Annotated in this window: 13 protein-coding genes; 6 read left to right on the forward strand and 7 right to left on the reverse strand. The window is 72.8% G+C overall.

Annotated features, from left to right (window positions below; translation table 11 throughout):
• Nucleotides 1-120 precede the first annotated feature (120 nt).
• Both K2224_RS20810 and K2224_RS20815 read left to right on the forward strand, forming a co-directional pair.
• Complete coding sequence (locus K2224_RS20810) at nucleotides 121-1512, forward strand: pyridoxal-dependent decarboxylase (RefSeq protein WP_221908027.1); 1392 nt, start codon at nucleotides 121-123, stop codon at nucleotides 1510-1512.
• 106 nt (nucleotides 1513-1618) lie between these two features.
• The gene (locus K2224_RS20815) at nucleotides 1619-2245 is read left to right on the forward strand and encodes an N-acetyltransferase (RefSeq protein WP_260692849.1); all 627 of its coding nucleotides are present in this window, start codon (nucleotides 1619-1621) and stop codon (nucleotides 2243-2245) included.
• Nucleotides 2246-2314: 69 nt separating this feature from the next.
• Here the strand turns inward: K2224_RS20815 and K2224_RS20820 are convergent, their stop codons facing one another.
• Both K2224_RS20820 and K2224_RS20825 read right to left on the reverse strand, forming a co-directional pair.
• Nucleotides 2315-3862 carry an adenosine deaminase gene (locus K2224_RS20820; protein WP_260692850.1) on the reverse strand — a complete coding sequence of 516 codons (1548 nt, stop codon included), beginning with the start codon at nucleotides 3860-3862 and terminating at the stop codon, nucleotides 2315-2317.
• A gap of 204 nt (nucleotides 3863-4066) precedes the next feature.
• Entirely contained in the window at nucleotides 4067-5521 is a 1455-nt protein-coding gene (locus K2224_RS20825) for a glyceraldehyde-3-phosphate dehydrogenase (RefSeq protein WP_221908029.1), read from the reverse strand.
• Between the two features lie 247 nt (nucleotides 5522-5768).
• Between K2224_RS20825 and K2224_RS20830 the strand changes: the two genes are divergently transcribed.
• The 4 genes from K2224_RS20830 (at nucleotide 5769) to K2224_RS20845 (ending at nucleotide 10014) form a co-directional block, all read left to right on the forward strand.
• On the forward strand, nucleotides 5769-6530 hold the full coding sequence (locus K2224_RS20830) for a FadR/GntR family transcriptional regulator (protein ID WP_221908030.1): 762 nt from the start codon (nucleotides 5769-5771) through the stop codon (nucleotides 6528-6530).
• Nucleotides 6527-7558: an asparaginase gene (locus tag K2224_RS20835; protein ID WP_221908031.1), complete on the forward strand. Its 1032-nt coding sequence runs from the start codon at nucleotides 6527-6529 to the stop codon at nucleotides 7556-7558. Before K2224_RS20830 ends, K2224_RS20835 begins: the two co-directional genes overlap by 4 nt.
• A 56-nt stretch (nucleotides 7559-7614) precedes the next feature.
• On the forward strand, nucleotides 7615-9039 hold the full coding sequence (gene aspA / locus K2224_RS20840) for an aspartate ammonia-lyase (RefSeq protein WP_221908032.1): 1425 nt from the start codon (nucleotides 7615-7617) through the stop codon (nucleotides 9037-9039).
• A 180-nt stretch (nucleotides 9040-9219) separates the two neighbouring features.
• Nucleotides 9220-10014 carry a carbon-nitrogen hydrolase family protein gene (locus K2224_RS20845; RefSeq protein ID WP_221908033.1) on the forward strand — a complete coding sequence of 265 codons (795 nt, stop codon included), beginning with the start codon at nucleotides 9220-9222 and terminating at the stop codon, nucleotides 10012-10014.
• Between the two features lie 49 nt (nucleotides 10015-10063).
• On the opposite strand, the gene K2224_RS20850 is transcribed toward K2224_RS20845, so the two are convergent.
• From K2224_RS20850 to K2224_RS20870, 5 genes are all read right to left on the reverse strand, one after another.
• Nucleotides 10064-11647 carry an APC family permease gene (locus K2224_RS20850; RefSeq protein WP_221908034.1) on the reverse strand — a complete coding sequence of 528 codons (1584 nt, stop codon included), beginning with the start codon at nucleotides 11645-11647 and terminating at the stop codon, nucleotides 10064-10066.
• A 67-nt stretch (nucleotides 11648-11714) separates the two neighbouring features.
• Nucleotides 11715-12884, reverse strand: coding sequence for an aromatic ring-hydroxylating dioxygenase subunit alpha (locus tag K2224_RS20855; protein WP_221908035.1), 1170 nt, complete (start codon nucleotides 12882-12884; stop codon nucleotides 11715-11717).
• Between the two features lie 11 nt (nucleotides 12885-12895).
• Nucleotides 12896-14083, reverse strand: a complete 1188-nt coding sequence (gene solA, locus K2224_RS20860) for an N-methyl-L-tryptophan oxidase (RefSeq protein WP_221908036.1) — start codon at nucleotides 14081-14083, stop codon at nucleotides 12896-12898.
• Between the two features lie 34 nt (nucleotides 14084-14117).
• Nucleotides 14118-16625, reverse strand: coding sequence for an FAD-dependent oxidoreductase (locus K2224_RS20865; protein WP_221908037.1), 2508 nt, complete (start codon nucleotides 16623-16625; stop codon nucleotides 14118-14120).
• On the reverse strand, nucleotides 16622-17707 hold the full coding sequence (locus tag K2224_RS20870) for an S-(hydroxymethyl)mycothiol dehydrogenase (RefSeq protein WP_221908038.1): 1086 nt from the start codon (nucleotides 17705-17707) through the stop codon (nucleotides 16622-16624). Before K2224_RS20870 ends, K2224_RS20865 begins: the two co-directional genes overlap by 4 nt.
• Nucleotides 17708-17956 lie beyond the last annotated feature (249 nt).

A 17956-nucleotide genomic window follows, 5' to 3' on the forward strand; every position in this document is an offset into this window, starting at 1 on the left:
CCCCCGATTCCGGTCCACTTTCCCCGGATTGGACCAGGAAGCGGGGGCCCGCCCCCCGTTAGCGTCGTCTCGATCAAGGTCCCGGACCAGGCACCACCGAACCGACGAACGGAGCGCACCGTGCACCCCCAGCTCGCCGCCGATCTCGCCGCGCTGCCCGACCTGTTGGAGGCCACCGGGCAGCGCGCCACGGCCTTCCTCGACCGCCTCGGGGAGGCGCCCGTCGTCCCGGCTCGGCCGGCGCCGGAGCCACGGCCGCTGCCCGAGCACGGCACCGGCCTCCAGGACGCGCTGCGGGACTTCGCCGCACGCTGGCAGCCCGGCCTGTCGGCCAGCGCCGGCCCGCGCTACCTCGGTTTCGTCACCGGCGGCGTGACCCCGGCGGCCCTTGCCGGTGACTGGCTGACCACCGTCGCGGACCAGAACTCCATGTCGTCCCTGGACGCCACCGGGCAGCACCTGGAGCGGGAGACGGTCGGCTGGCTGCGCACGCTCTTCGGGCTGTCCGACGCCCACGAAGGCGCGCTGGTCAGCGGAGCCACCCTGTCCAACACGGTCGGACTGGCGATCGCCCGCGAATGGCTGGGCGAGCGGCGCGGCGTCTCACCGGCCGAGGACGGAGTGGCCGCCCTCGGCCCGGTGCGCGTGCTCTCCGGCACCCCGCACTCCAGCGTGGCCAAGGGCCTGTCGATGCTCGGCCTCGGCCGGACCGCGCTGGTCACCGTCCCCACCCTCCCCGGCCGCGAGGCGGTGGACCCGGCGGCCCTGGAACGCGCCCTCCAGGAGACCGACGGTCCCTGCGTCATCGTGGCCAACGCCGGCACCGTCAACACCGTCGACTTCGACGATCTCCGCGCCCTCGCCGCGCTCCGCGACCGCTACGACTGCTGGTTGCACATCGACGCGGCGTTCGGCGCCTTCGCCGCGCTCTCCCCGCACCACGCGCACCTGGCCGACGGCCTCGACCTCGCCGACTCGCTCTGCGTCGATCTGCACAAGTGGCTGAACGTCCCCTACGACAGTGCCGTCCAGTTCACCCGCCGCCGCGACCTCCAGGCGCGGGTGTTCCAGAACGCCGCCGCCTACCTCGGCCCGCTGGGCGACGCCCCCGACCTGGTCCATCTCACCCCGGAGAACTCCCGCCGGCTGCGCGCCCTGCCCGCGTGGTTCACCCTGCGCGCCTACGGGCGCGAGGGCCACCGCGACATCGTGGACCGCTGCGTCGAGTGCGCCCGCGCCCTGGGCGAGGCGGTCGCCGACCTCGACGGCCTGGAACTGCTCGCCCCCGTACGCCTGAACGTCGTCTGCTTCACCCTCGCCCACTCCCCCACCGCCGAACGCCTCGCCGCCCTGGCCGACGCCCTCGCCACCGAGGTCTTCCTGACGCCCACCGTCCACGCCGGCCGTCCGGCCCTCCGCGCCGCCTTCAGCAATTGGCGAACCACCCCCGAGGATGTCCAACGGGTCGTCAGTTCCCTGACGGACGCGGTCCGAAGGCTCCCTGCGGAATGACCGTCCGGCCCGACAGCCAATGGGCGTCACCACGACCGGGTCGATTCGACTCGGCCCAACCCGCCGGCCCTGTTCCCCGCGCCGGTCGCGCTCTAGGCTGCCGCCCATGCGACCCCTCATGATCAATGAGCTCGAAAGCGGCCAGGAGACCGTCCTTCTGGACGCCCACGGAGTGCTGGCCGACCCCGGACTGGCCTCGGAGTTCGCCGAGTCGGCGCACCGGATCCTCGCCGACCTGGTCGGCCGGGGCGCGCCGCTCGGCTGGGTCGATCCGCCGGGCCGGGAGGAGATCGCCGGGCTGGTCGAGCGGGTGCTGGCCGCCGCCGCGGCCGGCGACGGGGCACTGCGGGCCGCGTACGCCGGGCGCACCCTGATCGGTCTGGGCTACTGGCTGCGTTACGCCCGTCCGACCAACCGCCCGCACGCCGACCTGGAGAAGCTCGCGGTGGCCGGCACCGCCCACCGCCGGGGCACCGGACGGGCGTTGACCGCCGCGCTGATCGCCGACGCCCGCGCGGCCGGTATCGAGGTCCTCACCCTCGACGCCCGCGCCGACAACGCGCACGCCCTGCGGCTGTACCGGTCCCTGGGCTTCCGGGAGTACGGCCGCCTCCCCGGCTTCGTCGCCATCGGCGAACGCCGCTGGGACAAGGTCTTCTACATGCTGGACTTCCGCACGGAGGCATCGGACGCGGCTGCCCCCGGTGAGGGCGCGGGAGCCGGCACGGAGTGAACGGGAAAGGTCCCTCTCCCCGATGGGAAAGGGACCTTTCTGGGTCCGGCGGTCCGGACCGGTCGACGGTCAGCGGCCGTGGCCGGAGTCCCGCTCGAAGGCGGCGAAGGCGGCCTCCTGCTTCCACTCGACGGCCGCCTTGGGGCTGGCCGCGAGCAGGCGCCGGCAGGCGGCGGCCGGCGATCCGCTGCCGGGGAGCTGACCGCGGCAGTCGGCGACCGGGTGGTAGCCGTACCGGGTCGGGTTGCCCTGCCACAGGCTGCGGCCGGGGAGGAACGAGTACTGCAGGGAGGCCCGGGCCAGGTCCTTCAGCTCGCCGTAGCCGAGGTGGTACGTCGTGGACGCGTACTGGTACTCGTGGCCGATGTCGACCCGGGAGATGCCGGGGTCGTCGGTGGCCAGCACGATCGGCACCCCGTACGCCCGGTAGGTCGTGAAGGGGTGGGCGGCGCCCTTCACGCCGAGGATCTGGGCGTTGCTGCTGAACGGCACCTCGACGGCCACCTGGCGGGCGGCCATGGTCCGTGCCAGCCGCCGCCAGTCGTCCTCGTGGACGAGGTCCACGCCGTGGCCTATTCGCTCGGCCCCGGCGACGTCGACCGCCTCCTTGATGTGGAACTTCAGGTCCTCGGGCTTCACCAGGCCCGGCCACAACTCACCGGCGTGCAGGGTGATGTGGGCCCGCGGATAGACCCGGTGCAGATAGCCGAGCATCCGCATCTGGAGGGAGTAGTCGCGCAGGGCGCTCTCGCCGTCCTCCGGCTGGACGAGGTTCACCGCGCTGAACCGCGGGTCGCGCTCGGCCAGGCGCATGGCGAGTTCCATCTGTGTGAAGACCCGCTCCGGGGTGCTGCCCCGGGACACCTGGGAGTTCCACCGCACCATCAGACCGCACCCCGGGGCGGGGCGGGCCGTGCCGCAGTGGGAGACCTGGCGGAACTCGGCGTCCGCGTCGTCGGCTTCCTTGCGGGCGGTGGCGACCAGGCGGTCGAGTTTGCCGTCGGCGACCAGTGCCTGGTGCATACGGCCGAAGTCGCCGTTCCAGCCGATCTCGTCGGCGACCTTCTTGGCCTGCTCGGAGGCGGGGGTGACCAGCGTCTCCAGATAGAACTGGTTCTGCTCGACGATCCCGTCGGCGACCTTCGCGAGCAGCTTGCCGCGGTGCCGCCAGGTCACCTCGCCGAACTTGCCGAACGCGTCGAAGAAGTGGTCGTGGCCGGACTGGCCGGCCGGGAAGTCCGCCATGGACCAGGCACGCACCAGCGCGTCGTGGAACGCCCGGTCGGTGCGGGCGTCCGCGGCCGGCCGCTTGCCCGGCCCGCACGGCGCCGCGACCGCAGTCATCGTCTTCTCGTCGATGCACAGTCCGTCCTCGGCGGCGAGGGTGACCAGATACTCGGTCGGGACCGCGCCGGAGAGGTGGTTGTGCAGATCGCCGCCCTTGGGCAGCCGCCGGAAGAAGTCGCGCAGCCGGGCCGGGTCCTGACGGATGGCCTCCAGGTACGCGGCGGTGCGCGCTTCGGCACCGGTCAGCGCCGGACGGGCCGAACGCGGCTCCGGCGCCGGGGAGTTGGGCGACTGCGCGGCTGCGGGCAGCGCGGAGAGCAAGGGAAACATGCTGAGGGCGGCCACACCGGCCCGGAGAGCCCGGCGACGGTTCGTGGCACGACGGTGATCACCATTCACCGTGGCATCCTCACGTCCCGACACCTGCCTGACCAGGCACTTTTCAGCACACTTCAACAAACTGTCCGAATGGGACTGCTGCCGGGACTCGATCTGCCCGGCCCCGCCGAGACGGGCCCGGGCAGATCACCTGGATCAGGCCACGGGGGCCGGGTAGGTCGGGTACTCCACGCCGGAGACGTACTGGACGACGCGGATGACCTGGCACGAGTAGCCGAACTCGTTGTCGTACCAGAGGTAGAGGATCGCGTTGTCGCCGTCGACCTTGGTGGCGCCGGCGTCGACGATAGAGGCGTGGCGCGAGCCGATGAAGTCGTTGGAGACCGCGTCGGGGGCGCTGGTGAAGTCGATCTGGCGCTTGAGCGGCGAGGTCAGCGAGACGTCCCGGAGGTAGTCGAGGACCTCCTCACGGGTGGTCTCGCGGGCCAGCTGGAGGTTGAGGATCGCGATCGAGACGTCCGGGACCGGGACGCGGATCGAGCTGCCGGTGATCTTCGCCTTGAGGTCGGGCAGTGCCTTGGCGACGGCGGAGGCGGCACCGGTCTCGGTGATGACCATGTTGAGCGGCGCGGAGCGGCCACGGCGGTCGGACTTGTGGTAATTGTCCAGCAGGTTCTGGTCGTTGGTGAAGGAGTGGACGGTCTCCACGTGGCCGCGCAGCACGCCGTACTCGTCCTCCATCGCCTTCAGCGGCGGGACGATGGCGTTGGTGGTGCAGGAGGCGCAGGACAGGATCTGCTCGTCCGGCTTGATCATGTCGTGGTTGACGCCGTGGACGATGTTGGGGACGTCGCCCTTGCCCGGGGCCGTCAGCACCACCTTGTCGACACCGGGGCGGAGGTGCTGTGAGAGGCCCTCGCGGTCGCGCCACTTGCCGGTGTTGTCGATGAGGATGGCGTCCTTGATGCCGTACGCCGTGTAGTCGACCTCCGAGGGGTCGTTGGCGTAGATCACCTTGATGGCGTTGCCGTTGGCGATGATCGTGCTGTTCGCCTCGTCCACGGTGATCGTGCCCTGGAACTGGCCGTGGATGGAGTCCCGGCGCAGCAGCGAGGCGCGCTTGACGAGGTCCTCGCCGGCCCGGCCGCCACCGCCGCGGACGACGATGGCGCGCAGCCGCAGGCCGTTGCCGGAGCCGGCCTTCTCTATCAGCAGGCGGGCGACGAGGCGGCCGATGCGGCCGAAGCCGTAGAGGACGACATCGCGGCCCTCGCGGCACTCGATCTTGTTGGCGCCGGTGGCGCCGGCGACGGCCTCGGCGGTGAAGTCGGCCACCGACAGTCCGCGGTCGTCGGCGCGGTAGGTCGCGGCGAGCATGCCGATGTCGATCTGGGAGGGGCCGAGGTCGAGGGCGGTGAGCGCCTGGAGGAACGGCAGCGTCTCGGTGACCGACAGTTCCTCGCCGGCGATCTGCCGGGCGAACCGGTGGGTCTTGAGGATGCTGACCACCGACTTGTTCACCAGGGAGCGGCTGTGGACCAGGACGGTGACGTCCCGCTCCCGGTGCAGCTTCCCGATGAGCGGGATCATCGACTCCGCGATCTCCTCGCGGTTCTTCCAGTTGGTGAACGAGTCGTCGTTGACAGTCACAGGCTTATCTCTCGATCGAGCTAGGCGGTGCTCATATGCTAACCCCACCCCTGTTCGAGCTTTCGGGGGGTGTCACCCATGGGGCGCCGAGGTCCGTCTTTTTCGATCAACTCCCTTGTCGGGAATTGGTGTTGACCGCGCCGTGGCCTTCCGGCCGGCGGCTCGGGCGGGGGCCTCGCATGATCGCGGCGGGCTCGACGCGGCCCCTCCCTTGACAGCTCCCCCGTCCCCGTCCGACGATCCCCGGGTGAACCTGTCAGACAGCCAGACACCCGGCGGCATATCCGCCGCCCCCGTTCCCCGTCGTGTGAGTGCGATGGAGGCCGTGCTGAGCCATCTCCGCGGGGCCATCGAGCGGGGCGACTACGCCGTCGGTGACAAGCTCCCCTCCGAGGCCGAGCTGTGCCGCCGGCTGGAGGTCAGCCGGCCGGTGCTCCGCGAGGCGCTGCGCGCGCTCCAGACCATGGGGCTCACGGTCTCCCGTACCGGCAAGGGCACCTTCGTCGTCTCGGCCGGCGCGGTGGCGGACCCGACCTTCGGCGACTACGCGGCCAGTGACCTGCTGGAGGTCCGCCGCCATGTCGAGATCCCGGTCGCCGGGTACGCGGCGGTGCGCCGGACGCCGGAGGACCTCGACCGGCTGACGCACCTGCTGGAGCGGATGGAGCGGGAGACCGACACCACCGCCTGGGTCGCCATGGACACGCTGTTCCATCTGGCGGTCGCCGAGGCCGCCCGGAACCCCGTCTTCCGGCGGGTGATCGAGGAGATCCGGGACGCCCTGGCCCGCCAGTCGGCGTTCCTGACCGACGTCGGCGGCCGCCGGGAACAGGCGAACCGCGAGCACCGGGCGATCGTGGAAGCCCTGGAGGAGCGGTCGGAGCAGGACGCCGCCGAGGCGATGCGACACCATCTGGCCCGGGTCGAGACGACGCTGTCGACGATCGTGCGGTCGCCGGAGCGGCCCGTCGCCGCCGCGGACGAGGCCGGCCACGAGGAGCGACGATGAGCGAGCCGATCGAGGAGCGGACGGGCACGGCACGCCGGGTCGCCGCGGGCGCACCGCCGGCCGTGCGCACTCCGGGCCATGTGCCGGTCGCCGAGGTCGTCCGCGGCGGCATGGTCGAGGCCGTGCACCACGGCTCGGTCGTGGTGCTGTCCGCGGACGGCTCCGTCGCGTGCCGGCTCGGCGATCCCGAGGCGGCGTTCTACCCCCGTTCCGCGATCAAGCCGCTGCAGGCAGTCGGTCTGCTGCGGGCCGGGCTGCCGGCGCTGGACGAGGCGGCGCTGGCGCTGGTCGCGGCCAGCCACTCCGGCGACGAGCGGCACCTGGCGACCGCCCGGCGCATCCTGCACGGCGCCGGGCTGACCGAGGACGACCTCGGCAACGTCCCCGACCTCCCCTACGGGATCGCCGAACGGCACGCCTGGCTGGGCCGCGGCCTGGGTCCCAGCCGGCTCGCCCAGAACTGTTCGGGCAAGCACGCCGCCATGCTGGCGACCGCGCGCGCCCGGGGCTGGCGGCTGGACACCTACCTCGATCCCGGGCACCCCCTCCAGTGGGAACTGGCCGCCACCGTGGAGGAGCTGACCGGCCAGGGCATCGCCCGGGTCACCGTCGACGGCTGCGGCGCCCCGCTGTTCGCGGTCTCGCTGCTCGGTCTGACCCGGGCCGCGGCCCGGCTGGCCACGGCCGCCCAGGACACCGACGAGGGCCGGGTCGCCCAGGCCATGCGCAGCCACCCGGAGATCGTCTCCGGCCGCGACCGCGATGTCGCCCGGCTGGTGCGCGCGCTGCCCGGACTGCTGGCCAAGGACGGCTTCGAGGGCGTGCAGATCGCGGCCCTGCCGGACGGCCGGGCGGTCGGCGTGAAGATCGCCGACGGTGCGGACCGCGCCCGGATGCCGGTGACGGCCGCCGCGCTCGCCCGCTGCGGCATCGACCCCGAGGTGCTCGCCCCGTTCGCCACCGCGCCCGTCCTGGGCGGCGGTACGGAGGTCGGCCGGATCCGGGCGACCGCTCCGCCTGCCACCTGACGCGCCTCTCCCCCGCCCCGAATCCCCCGTCGCTCCACACGAAGGAACCTCCCGTCATGACGTCCGGCCACCGCCGCGAACACGACCTGCTCGGCGACCGCGAGATACCCGCCGACGCCTACTGGGGCGTGCACACCCTGCGCGCCTCGGAGAACTTCCCCATCACCGGCACCGCGATCTCCGGCTACCCGCATCTGATCGACGCGCTCGCCGCCGTCAAGGAGGCCGCCGCCCGCGCCAACGCCGACCTCGGGCTGCTCGCCGCCGACCAGGCCGACGCGATCGCCGCCGCCTGCCGGGAGATCCGGGACGGGCGCCTGCACGACCAGTTCATCGTCGACGTCATCCAGGGCGGCGCCGGGACGTCGACCAACATGAACGCCAACGAGGTGATCGCCAACCGGGCGTTGGAGCTGCTGGGCCACGCCAAGGGCGACTACGCGCAGCTGCACCCCAACGAGCACGTCAACCTCAGCCAGTCCACCAACGACGTGTATCCGACGGCCGTCAAGGTCGCCACCGTGATCGCGGTGCGGGAGCTGCTGGCCTCGATGACCGTGCTGCGCGGGGCGTTCGCCGCCAAGGCCGAGGAGTTCCGGGACGTCCTCAAGATGGGCCGCACCCAGCTCCAGGACGCGGTACCGATGACGCTGGGCCAGGAGTTCTCGGCGTACGCGGTGATGCTGGAGGAGGACCAGAGCCGGCTCGCCGAGGCGGTGACCCTGGTCCACGAGATCAACCTCGGCGCCACCGCGATCGGGACCGGCCTCAACGCGCCCCGGGGCTACGCCGAGGCGGCCCGCCGCCATCTCGCGGAGATCACCGGGCTGCCGCTGGTGACCGCGGCCAACCTCGTGGAAGCCACCCAGGACTGCGGGGCGTTCGTCCACCTCTCCGGTGTCCTCAAGCGGATCGCGGTCAAGCTCTCCAAGAGCTGCAACGATCTGCGGCTGCTGTCGTCCGGGCCGCGGGCCGGGCTGGCGGAGATCAACCTGCCGCCGGTGCAGGCCGGTTCGAGCATCATGCCGGGGAAGGTCAACCCGGTGATCCCGGAGGTGGTCAACCAGGTCGCCTTCGAGGTGATCGGCAACGACGTCACCATCACCATGGCCGCGGAGGCCGGGCAGCTCCAACTGAACGCCTTCGAGCCGATCATCCTGCACGCGCTCTCGGAGAGCATCACCCACCTGGGAGCGGCCTGCCGCACCCTCGCCGAGCGCTGTGTCTCCGGCATCACCGCCAACACCGAGACGCTGCGGGCGAGCGTGCAGAACTCCATCGGCCTGGTCACCGCCCTCAACCCGCACATCGGCTACACCGCGGCGACCGCGATCGCCAAGGAGGCCCTGGCCAGCGGGCGCGGGGTGGCCGAACTCGTCCTGGAGCGAGGGCTGTTGCCCGCCGACCGGCTGGCCGCGCTGCTCCGCCCGGAGGAGATCGCCGGCGCGGGCCGGGAGTCGGCGGGGGCCGCCGGGGCCTAGGGCGTGTCCGATGGGTCAGGGGCGCCCCCGGCCCTGACCCGTCGGGCACGCCCCTAGGCACCGCATGCGTCCGGAGGGGGAGCTGTGGGACGGGGTCGGTACGGCGTACCGTCCAGGCAGGGCGGGCCGCGCGATCTTCCGTGCGGCCCGCGGGACCGGACACGACAGGAGAGAGCTCCGATGCGGATCGCGCTGTGCCAGATGACCTCGTCGACCGAGCCGAAGGAGAACCTCGCGCTGGTCGCGGACCTGGTGCGCCGGGCCGCCGCCGACGGCGCGCGGCTGGCGGTGCTGCCGGAGGCGGCGATGGTGCGGTTCGGGGCGCCGCTCGGGCCGGTGGCCGAGCCGCTGGACGGGCCGTGGGCCGAAGGAGTGCGGGCGGTGGCCCGGGAGACCGGGGTGACGGTGGTGGCGGGGATGTTCACCCCCGCGCCGGACGGCCGGGTGGCCAACACCCTGCTGGCCACCGGGCCCGGTGTGGAGGAGTCCTACGACAAGATCCACCTCTATGACGCCTTCGGCTTCCGCGAGTCGGACACCGTCGCGCCGGGCGAGCGGGTGGTGACCATCGACGTCGACGGCGTCCGGGTGGGCCTGGCGACCTGCTACGACCTGCGCTTCCCGGAGCTGTTCCGGGCGCATGCGGACGCCGGCGCCGCGGTGTCGGTGCTGCCCGCGTCGTGGGGCGCGGGGCCGGGCAAGCGGGAGCAGTGGGACCTGCTGGTGCGGGCCCGGGCGCTGGACGCGACGGTGTGGCTGGCGGCGGTGGGCCAGGCGGCACCGGACCAGGACGCCGATCCGGAGGCGCCCACCAAGGCGCCGACCGGGGTGGGGCACAGCGCGCTGATCGGCCCGGACGGCACGGTGCGAGGGCGGCTGGGCGGCGCCCCGGGGATGCTGGTCGGTGACGTGGACCCGGCGGAGAGCGAGCGGGTGCGGCGGGCGGTGGCGGTGCTGGACAACCGGCGGCTGTAGACGGGCGCGTGGGCCCGGCGGGCGATCCGGCCGGCCGGGCCCGGGTGGATCAGTCGTCGGCGGAAACGGTGACCTGGGTGCCGGTGTCTGTGCCGGCGGCCGCTGCCGGTCGTGCCGCGTGGTCGGCGAGGATGCCGGTGCGGTGGCGCTGGACGCACCAGTAGTAGGCGAAGCCGCCGACCGCGACGGCGCCGACGAAGAGCACCGCGCCCCAGCGCAGATACCAGTGCTGCGGGCCGGTGGCGTTGTAGACGGTGGCGCGCGGCCAGGCGAGGTTGACGATCATGGCGGCGCCCCAGAGGACGGCGGCGATGTTGACCGGCAGTCCCCAGCGGCCCAGGGTGAACCGGCCGCCGCCGGCCGGCCGCCATCCGCCGCGCAGCCTGGCGACCAGCATGGGCGCGGTGACCAGCAGATACGCCGCGTAGATCAGGATGATGCCGAGGCTGGTGACGACCGAGAAGATCTGCGGCTGGCGGATGTTGAGGAGCAGCACGGCCAGCGACAGCACACCGATGAGCACCGCGGGCAGGACCGGGGTGCGAAAGCGCGGACTGACCCGGGCGAGCCGGGCGGCGAAGGGGAGGTTGGTGTCGCGGGCCATCGCGAAGGTGAGCCGGATCGCGGCCGTGTGCACGGCCAGCGCGCAGACCGTGACGGCGATCAGGACGCACCAGAGCATCGCCCTGCCGCCGGTGTCGCCGAGCACGTCCAGGACGACGTACTGGAGCCCGTCGGTGGTCAGCCCCTTGCCGTCGAGGCTGCCGACGCTCATCAGGGCGAGCAGCAGGACCAGTCCGCCGAGCACGAACGAGGCGATCAGCGCGCGGAGGATGGCGCGCGGGGCGTTGCGCGAGGGGTCCAGCGACTCCTCGCCCAGCGAGGCCGCGGTGTCGAAGCCGTACATGACGTAGGCGGAGGCGAGCGAGGCGGTGAGGAAGGCGCCCAGGTAGCCGAGGGGTTGCCCGGCGCCGGTGTGGTGGGTCTGGAGCAGCACGCCGGGGCCGCGGACGATGTGCAGCGCGAACAGCGCGATGAGGACGACGGTGGCGATCAGTTCGACGAAGACGCCGGCGGTGTTGATCCGGGCCATCAGCTTCACGCCGAAGGCGTTGACCAGGGTGGTGAACAGGATCAGGACGGTGGCCAGCAGGACGGCGTTGGTCGCGGTGTCGTAGGTGCCGGTGCCGTCGCCGACGAACTGGAAGACCCGGGAGATCTGAGGCAGCGTCAGTTGATAGGCGAGGGCCACCGCGGCCAGCGACACGATGGAGGCGACCAGCATCATCCAGCCGGCCAGCCAGCCGAGGTGCGGATTGCCGAGCTTCTTCGCCCAGTTGTAGACGGAGCCGGCGACCGGGTGGCGGGCGGCCAGTTCGGCGAAGGAGAGGGCGACCATCAGCTGGCCGGCGAAGACCATCGGCCAGGACCACCAGTACGCCGGGCCGCCGTGCCCGTAGCCGAAGTAGAAGAGCTGGAAGGTGCCGGTGAGGATGGAGATGTAGCTGATGCCGGCGGCGAAGGTGTGGAAGCTGCCCAGGGTGCGCTGGAGTTCGGGGCGGTAGCCGAACTCCGCCAGGCCGGTGTCGTCGCCGGTGTCGTCCTCCGGCGGGGTGTCGGCGGGTGCGGTCAAGGGCCGTCCTCCTCAGTCGAACCGGTCGTGGCCGTGGGTGCGGAGCGGGCGCCCGCCGCGGAACGGGTCAGCCGCGCCCGCCCGCCAGTTGTGCGGTGACCCAGGCGTGGAACCCGCCGATGTGGTGTTCGCTGGGCACCAGGACGCCGCCGTCGCGGTAGGCGCGGGAGTCCATGGCCGGCTGGGTGCGCTCGCAGGCGTCGAAGTCCTGGGCGTTGACCCGGTGGAACAGCTCGACGGACTTGGCGACGTCGGCGCCGGAGTCGACGACCTCGGGCAGATACAGCCAGTCGCACTCGACCAGGGTGCGGTCGGCGGCGAGCGGGAACATCCGGTGCAGGATGACGTGGTCGGGGACGAGGTTGACGAACACCTGGGGGCGGACGGTCACGGCATAGTAGCGCCGGTCCTGACTGTCGTCGATGCCCGGGAGCCGGCCGAATCCCGCGCTGCCGTCCACCGTGAAGCCAGCTGCCTCCGGGGCGAACTCGGCGCCGTGGCCGACGTAGTACTGGGCGGCGAAACCGTCCGCGAACTCCGGTAGGACGTCGGTGAGTTCGGGGTGGATGGTGGCGCAGTGGTAGCACTCCATGAAGTTCTCGACGATCAGCTTCCAGTTGGCCCGTACGTCGTAGCCGATGCGCCGGCCCAGGGCGAGGGTCTCGGTGCGGTAGCGGTCCAGGGCGGCGGCGTCGCCCAGCCGCTCGACGGCCGCGCCGATCACGGTGTCCTCGAAGGACGGCGGGTCGTCGGCCAGGCACACCCAGGCATAGCCGAGCCATTCCCGCAACGGGACGGGGACCAGGCCGCGTTCGGTGCGGTCCACGTCCGGCATCTTCTGGAGGTTGGGGGCGGCCACCAGCCGGCCGTCGAGGTCGTAGGTCCAGGCGTGGTACGGACATTGGAGGTTGCGGCGGACCTCGCCGGCCTCCGCGGTGCACAGCTGGGCGCCGCGATGCCGGCAGATGTTGAGGAAGGCACGGAGTCGGCCGGCACGGTTGCGGGTGATCAGGACGCTCTCCCGGCCGACCCGGACGGTGCGGAAGGCGCCCGGCCTGGCGAGGTCGGCGCCGCGGACGGCGCAGAACCACAACCGTTCGAAGATCAGCTCCTGTTCGCGCCGGAAGCCGTCCGGGTCGGTGTAGGCGCGGCCGGGGAGGGTGGCGATCAGACTGGGCCCGGCGGGGTCGGTGGCGTCGGCGGCGGTCGGTCGCGCAGCGGCGGGTGTGGTCGTCATGGCTGCTCTCCTCAGGCGACCGTGGCGGCGGAGCGGACGGGGCTCTGCCCGGTACGGCGGCGGGACGGGGCGAACAGGTCGATGGGGTGCGCGGTGCCGCCGGTGAGCGCGAGGTCGGCGACGATCTCGCCGACGACGGGGACGAACTTGAAGCCGTGGCCGGAGAAGCCGCAGGCGACGGTGACGGTCTCCGGGTGCGCCGGATGGCGGGTGATCACGAAGTGTTCGTCGGGGGTGTTGGAGTACATGCAGGTGGCGGCCTTCAGGAAGCGGCCGGGCAGGGTCGGGATGCGCGGGCCGAGCTGGTCGGCCATGGCGCGGACCTCGTGGTCGTGGACGGTGCGGTCGATGGTCTCCGGGGTGCAGGCGGTGCCCCGTCGGAAGAAGGCGACCTTGGCGCCGCCGTCGGGGCCGTCGATGGCGGGGAAACCGTAGATCTGGACGCCCCGGGTGTCCTCCCAGATGTAGATGGGGTGGGCTTCGGGGACGAAGGGGGCGGTGCCGCCGTCGGGGGCGAACCAGTACATGATGTGCCGCTCGATGGTGACCGGGACGCCGAGGTCGGCGAGCAGCCCGGGCGCCCAGGCGCCGGGGCAGATCACCAACTGGCCGGCGGTGTAGGCGTTCTCGTGGGTGTGGACGCGGACCCCGGCGCCGCCGGGCAGCTCCTCCCAGCGGGTGACCGGCTCCTCGAAGTGCAGTTCGGCGCCGTCCCGGGTGGCGAGCTGGACATGGGCGGCGACGGTGTTCTCGGGGCGGACGAGCCCGGCGCGTGCCTCGTAGAGGGCGACCTCGTCGGGGGCGGGGGTGAGGGTGGGGAAGCGGCGGCGGATCTCCGGGGCGTCGAGCATCTCGTGCGGGAGGTCCCACTGCCGGGCGGAGGCCAGGCTGCCGCGGACGGTGCGGCTGTCGGGGCGGCCGACCATCACGCCGCCGCACAGGGTGGCGATCCGCCGGCCGGTGTCGCGCTCCAGCTTGGCGTACAGCTCGTAGGAGCGCAGGAGCAAGGGGACGTAGGCGGGGTCCTCGAAGTAGGACTGGCGGGTGATCCGGGAACCTCCGTGGCTGGAGCCGCGGTGGTGGACCGGGCCGAACTTCTCCAGGCCCAGGACCCGGGCGCCGCGGGCGGCGAGGTGGTGGGCGGCGGCGCTGCCCATCCCGCCCAGGCCGAGGACGATGACGTCGTAGGTGGGTGCCATGCGGTCGCGCTCCTTATGGCGGGCTTCGGGCGGGCTAGCGGCGGATGCGGGTCATCCCCGGGTCGTAGAGCGGCTCCTGGGCGACGGTCGCGGCGACCTTCTCCCCGAAGTACTCGATGTGGACGGCGGTGCCGGGGACCGCGGCGGCGGCCGGCAGCCAGGCGTAGGCGATGCCCCGGCCGACGGTGTATCCGTAGGCGGCGGAGGTGACATGGCCGACGGGGGCGCCGTCGAAGTGGACGGGTTCCTTGCCGAGGACGTTGGCGGCGGGGTCGTCGAGGGTGAGGCAGGCGAGCCTGCGGGCGGCGGTCTCCTCGCCGAGGCCCGCCAGGGCGGCGCGGCCGACGAAGTCGCCCTTGGCGGGGCGGACGGCGAAGCCGAGGCCGGCCTCGTAGGGGTTGTGTTCGGTGGTCATGTCCTGGCCCCAGGCACGGTAGCCCTTCTCCAGGCGGAGGCTGTTGAAGGCGCTGCGGCCGGCGGCGATCACGCCGTGCTCCCGGCCGGCCGCCCACAGCGTGTCCCACAGGCGCAGCCCGAGGTCGGCGGTGGTGTAGAGCTCCCAGCCGAGTTCGCCCACGTAGCTCAGCCGCAGCGCGGTGACCGGGACATGGCCGAGGTAGGTCTGCCTGGCCCTGAAGTAGCCGAAGGCGTCGTGCGAGAAGTCGTCGCGGGTCAGCGGCTGGACGAGGTCCCGGGCGAGCGGTCCCCAGACGCCGATGCAGCAGGTGCCGGAGGTGAGGTCCCGGACGGCGACGTCCTGCGGGGCGTGCCGCAGCAGCCAGTCGAGGTCGGCCGGGCTGTTGGCGCCGACCTGGAAGCGGTCCGGGGCGAGCCGGGCGACGGTGAGGTCGGAGCGGATGCCGCCGGCCTCGTCGAGGAGGAGGGTGTAGGTCACCGCGCCGGGCTTCTTCTTCAGCTGATTGGTCGTCATGCGCTGGAGGAAGTCCAGCGCGCCGGGTCCGGTGACCTCCAGGCGGCGCAGCGGGGTCATGTCGTAGAGGGCGACCCGTTCGCGGGTGGCGACGGCCTCGGCGGCGGCGATCGGCGACCAGTAGCGGGCGGACCAGGCGTCGCGTTCGGGGAGTCGGAGCCCCTCGGCGAGCGGGGCGTTGGCCTCGAACCAGTGGGGGCGCTCCCAGCCGCCGGCCTCCAGGAAGTACGCGCCGAGTTCCTGCTGGCGCGGATAGAAGGGGCTGGTGCGCAGCGGGCGGGGCCGCTCCATGGGCTGGAGGGGGTGGACGACGTCGTAGACCTCGATGAAGTTCTGGGCGCCGCGCTCCTCGGTGTAGGCGGGTGAGCGCTGGGCGTCCTCGAAGCGGGTGAGGTCGCACTCGTGGATGTCGGTGGCGGGCCGGCCGTCGGTCATCCACTCGGCGACGGCCCTGGCGACGCCGGCGGAGTGGGTGACCCAGACCGCCTCGGCGAGCCAGAAGCCGCGCAGGGTGCGGGATTCGCCGAGGACCGGCATGCCGTCGGGGGTGAAGGAGAAGATGCCGTTGAAGCCGCCGGCGATCCGGGACCGGCCGAGGGCGGGCAGCAGTGCGACGCTGTCGCGCCAGCTGGGTGCGAAGTCCTCCTCGGTGAACGGCAGGGAGGAGGGCATCACGGGGGCGTCGTCGTAGGAGGGGACGGTGAACGGGTCGACGGGCATGGGGCGGTGGGCGTAGGAGCCGATGCCGATGCGGTCGTGGTGCTCGCGGAAGTAGAGGTCGCGGTCCTGGAAGCGGAGGATCGGCCGGCTCGCCTCGTCCCCCGAGCTCTCAACTCTGTTCGAGCAGGGGGGACCCCCATGGCGATCATCGGTGGCGACGCCGGCGAGTTCGGGCAGCGGTGCGGTGGTGACGTACTGGTGAGCCAGGGGGAGCAGCGGGACGTCGACGCCGGCCATCGCGCCGATCACCGGCCCCCAGAAGCCGGCGGCGGAGACGACGTGGTCGGCGGGGAAGACGCCGCGGTCGGTGACGACGCCGGTGACGCGACCGGCCGCCCGCTCGATGCCGGTGACGGTGTGCCGCCCCAGGAAGCGGGCCCCGCGGCCTTCGGCGCGGGCCATCTGGGCGCGGCAGGCGAGCACGGCGCGGGCCAGGCCGTCGTCGGGGGTGTGGAACCCGCCGTACAGCTCGGTCTCGTCGAGCAGCGGCCAGAGCTTCCTGCACTGCCGGGCGTCGAGGAGTTCGCCGCGGACGCCCCAGGAGGCGGCGAGGCCGGCCTTGCGGTGGAGGTCGGCCCAGCGGGCCTCGGTGGTGGCGACCTCCAGGCCGCCGACGGGGTGGAAGCAGGGCAGGCCGTCGACGTCGAGGGAGCCGAACTTCCGTACGGTGTAGGCGGCGAACTCGGTCAGGGTCTTGGACGGGTTCGTCTGGAAGACCAGTCCGGGGGCGTGCGAGGTGGAGCCGCCGGGGGCGGGCAGCGGGCCCTGGTCGAGGACGGTGACCCGGCGCCAGCCGCGGGCGGTGAGTTCGTCGGCGAGCGAGCAGCCGACGATGCCGGCTCCGATGACGACGACCCGGGCGTCGGCGGGGTCGTGCCGCGGGCCGGTCACAGGACCACCACCGAGCGCAGCACCCGGCCGTCCCGCATCTTGTCGAAGGCGGCCTCCACGTCGTCCAGGCCGATGGTCTCGGTGACGAATCCGTCGAGGTCGAGCCGGCCGCTGAGGTAGCGGTCGATGAGGACGGGGAAGTCGCGGCTGGGCAGGCAGTCGCCGTACCAGGAGGACTTCAGGGCGCCGCCGCGGGAGAAGAGGTCGATCAGCGGCAGCTCGATCCGCATGTCGGGTTCGGGCACCCCGACCTGGACCAGGGTGCCGGCGAGGTCCCGCATGTAGAAGCCCTGGCGGTAGGTCTCGGGACGGCCGACCGCGTCGATGACCACGTCCGCGCCGTGGCCGCCGGTCAGCTCCCGGACCGCCTCGACGGGGTCGGTGCGGCGGGAGTCGACGGTGTGGGTGGCGCCGAAGCGGGTGGCGACGTCCAGTTTGCGTTCGTCGATGTCGACGGCGATGACCCGGCGGGCCCCGGCGATCGAGGCGCCGGCGACGGCGGCGTTGCCGACCCCGCCGCAGCCGATGACGGCGACGGTGTCGCCGCTGCCGACCGCCCCGGTGTGCACGGCGGCGCCGTAGCCGGCCATCACCCCGCAGCCGATCAGCCCGGCCGCCTCGGGCCGGGCCGAGGGATCGACCCTGATGGCCTGTCCGGCCGCGACCAGGGTCTTCTCGGCGAACGCCCCGATGCCGAGGGCGGGGGTGAGCGGGGTGCCGTCGAGCAGCGTCATCGGCTGGGCGGCGTTGCGGGAGTCGAAGCAGTACCAGGGGCGGCCGCGCCGGCAGGACCGGCACCGTCCGCAGGGCGCACGCCAGGCGAGCACCACGAAGTCGCCGGGCGCGAGGTCGGTGACGCCCGCGCCGACGGCCTCGACGATCCCGGCCGCCTCATGGCCGAGCAGAACGGGAAAGTCGTCGGTGACGGCGCCCTCGCGGTAGTGCAGATCGGTGTGGCAGACGCCGCTGGCCTGGACGTCGACGAGCACTTCTCCGGGGCCGGGATCCGGCACCACAATCATCTGGGGACCGACGGGAGCGCCCTTCTTCGCCGCGACGACGGCATGGACTTCGTGTGGCATGCCCTACCCCTCAGTGTTGCGCACTGCACGACTGGTTGCGCGATGAGAGACATAGTGGGAACGCCGTATCGGCAGCGTCAAGAGGTTCGCGCCGGCGGTTCGTAAACGGCCGGTTACGCATCCGAAGGCACCGCCCGCGGCCGGCGCACGCCCCCGCGCACACGGCAGCGGGGCCGGGTCCCGAGACCCGGCCCCGCTCCCGAGGACCCTCATCCGGCGGTCAGCGGGCGCCGCGCCCGGACCGCCCGG

This window comes from Streptomyces sp. BHT-5-2 (assembly GCF_019774615.1).
In the GTDB taxonomy this organism is placed as follows: Bacteria; Actinomycetota; Actinomycetes; order Streptomycetales; family Streptomycetaceae; genus Streptomyces.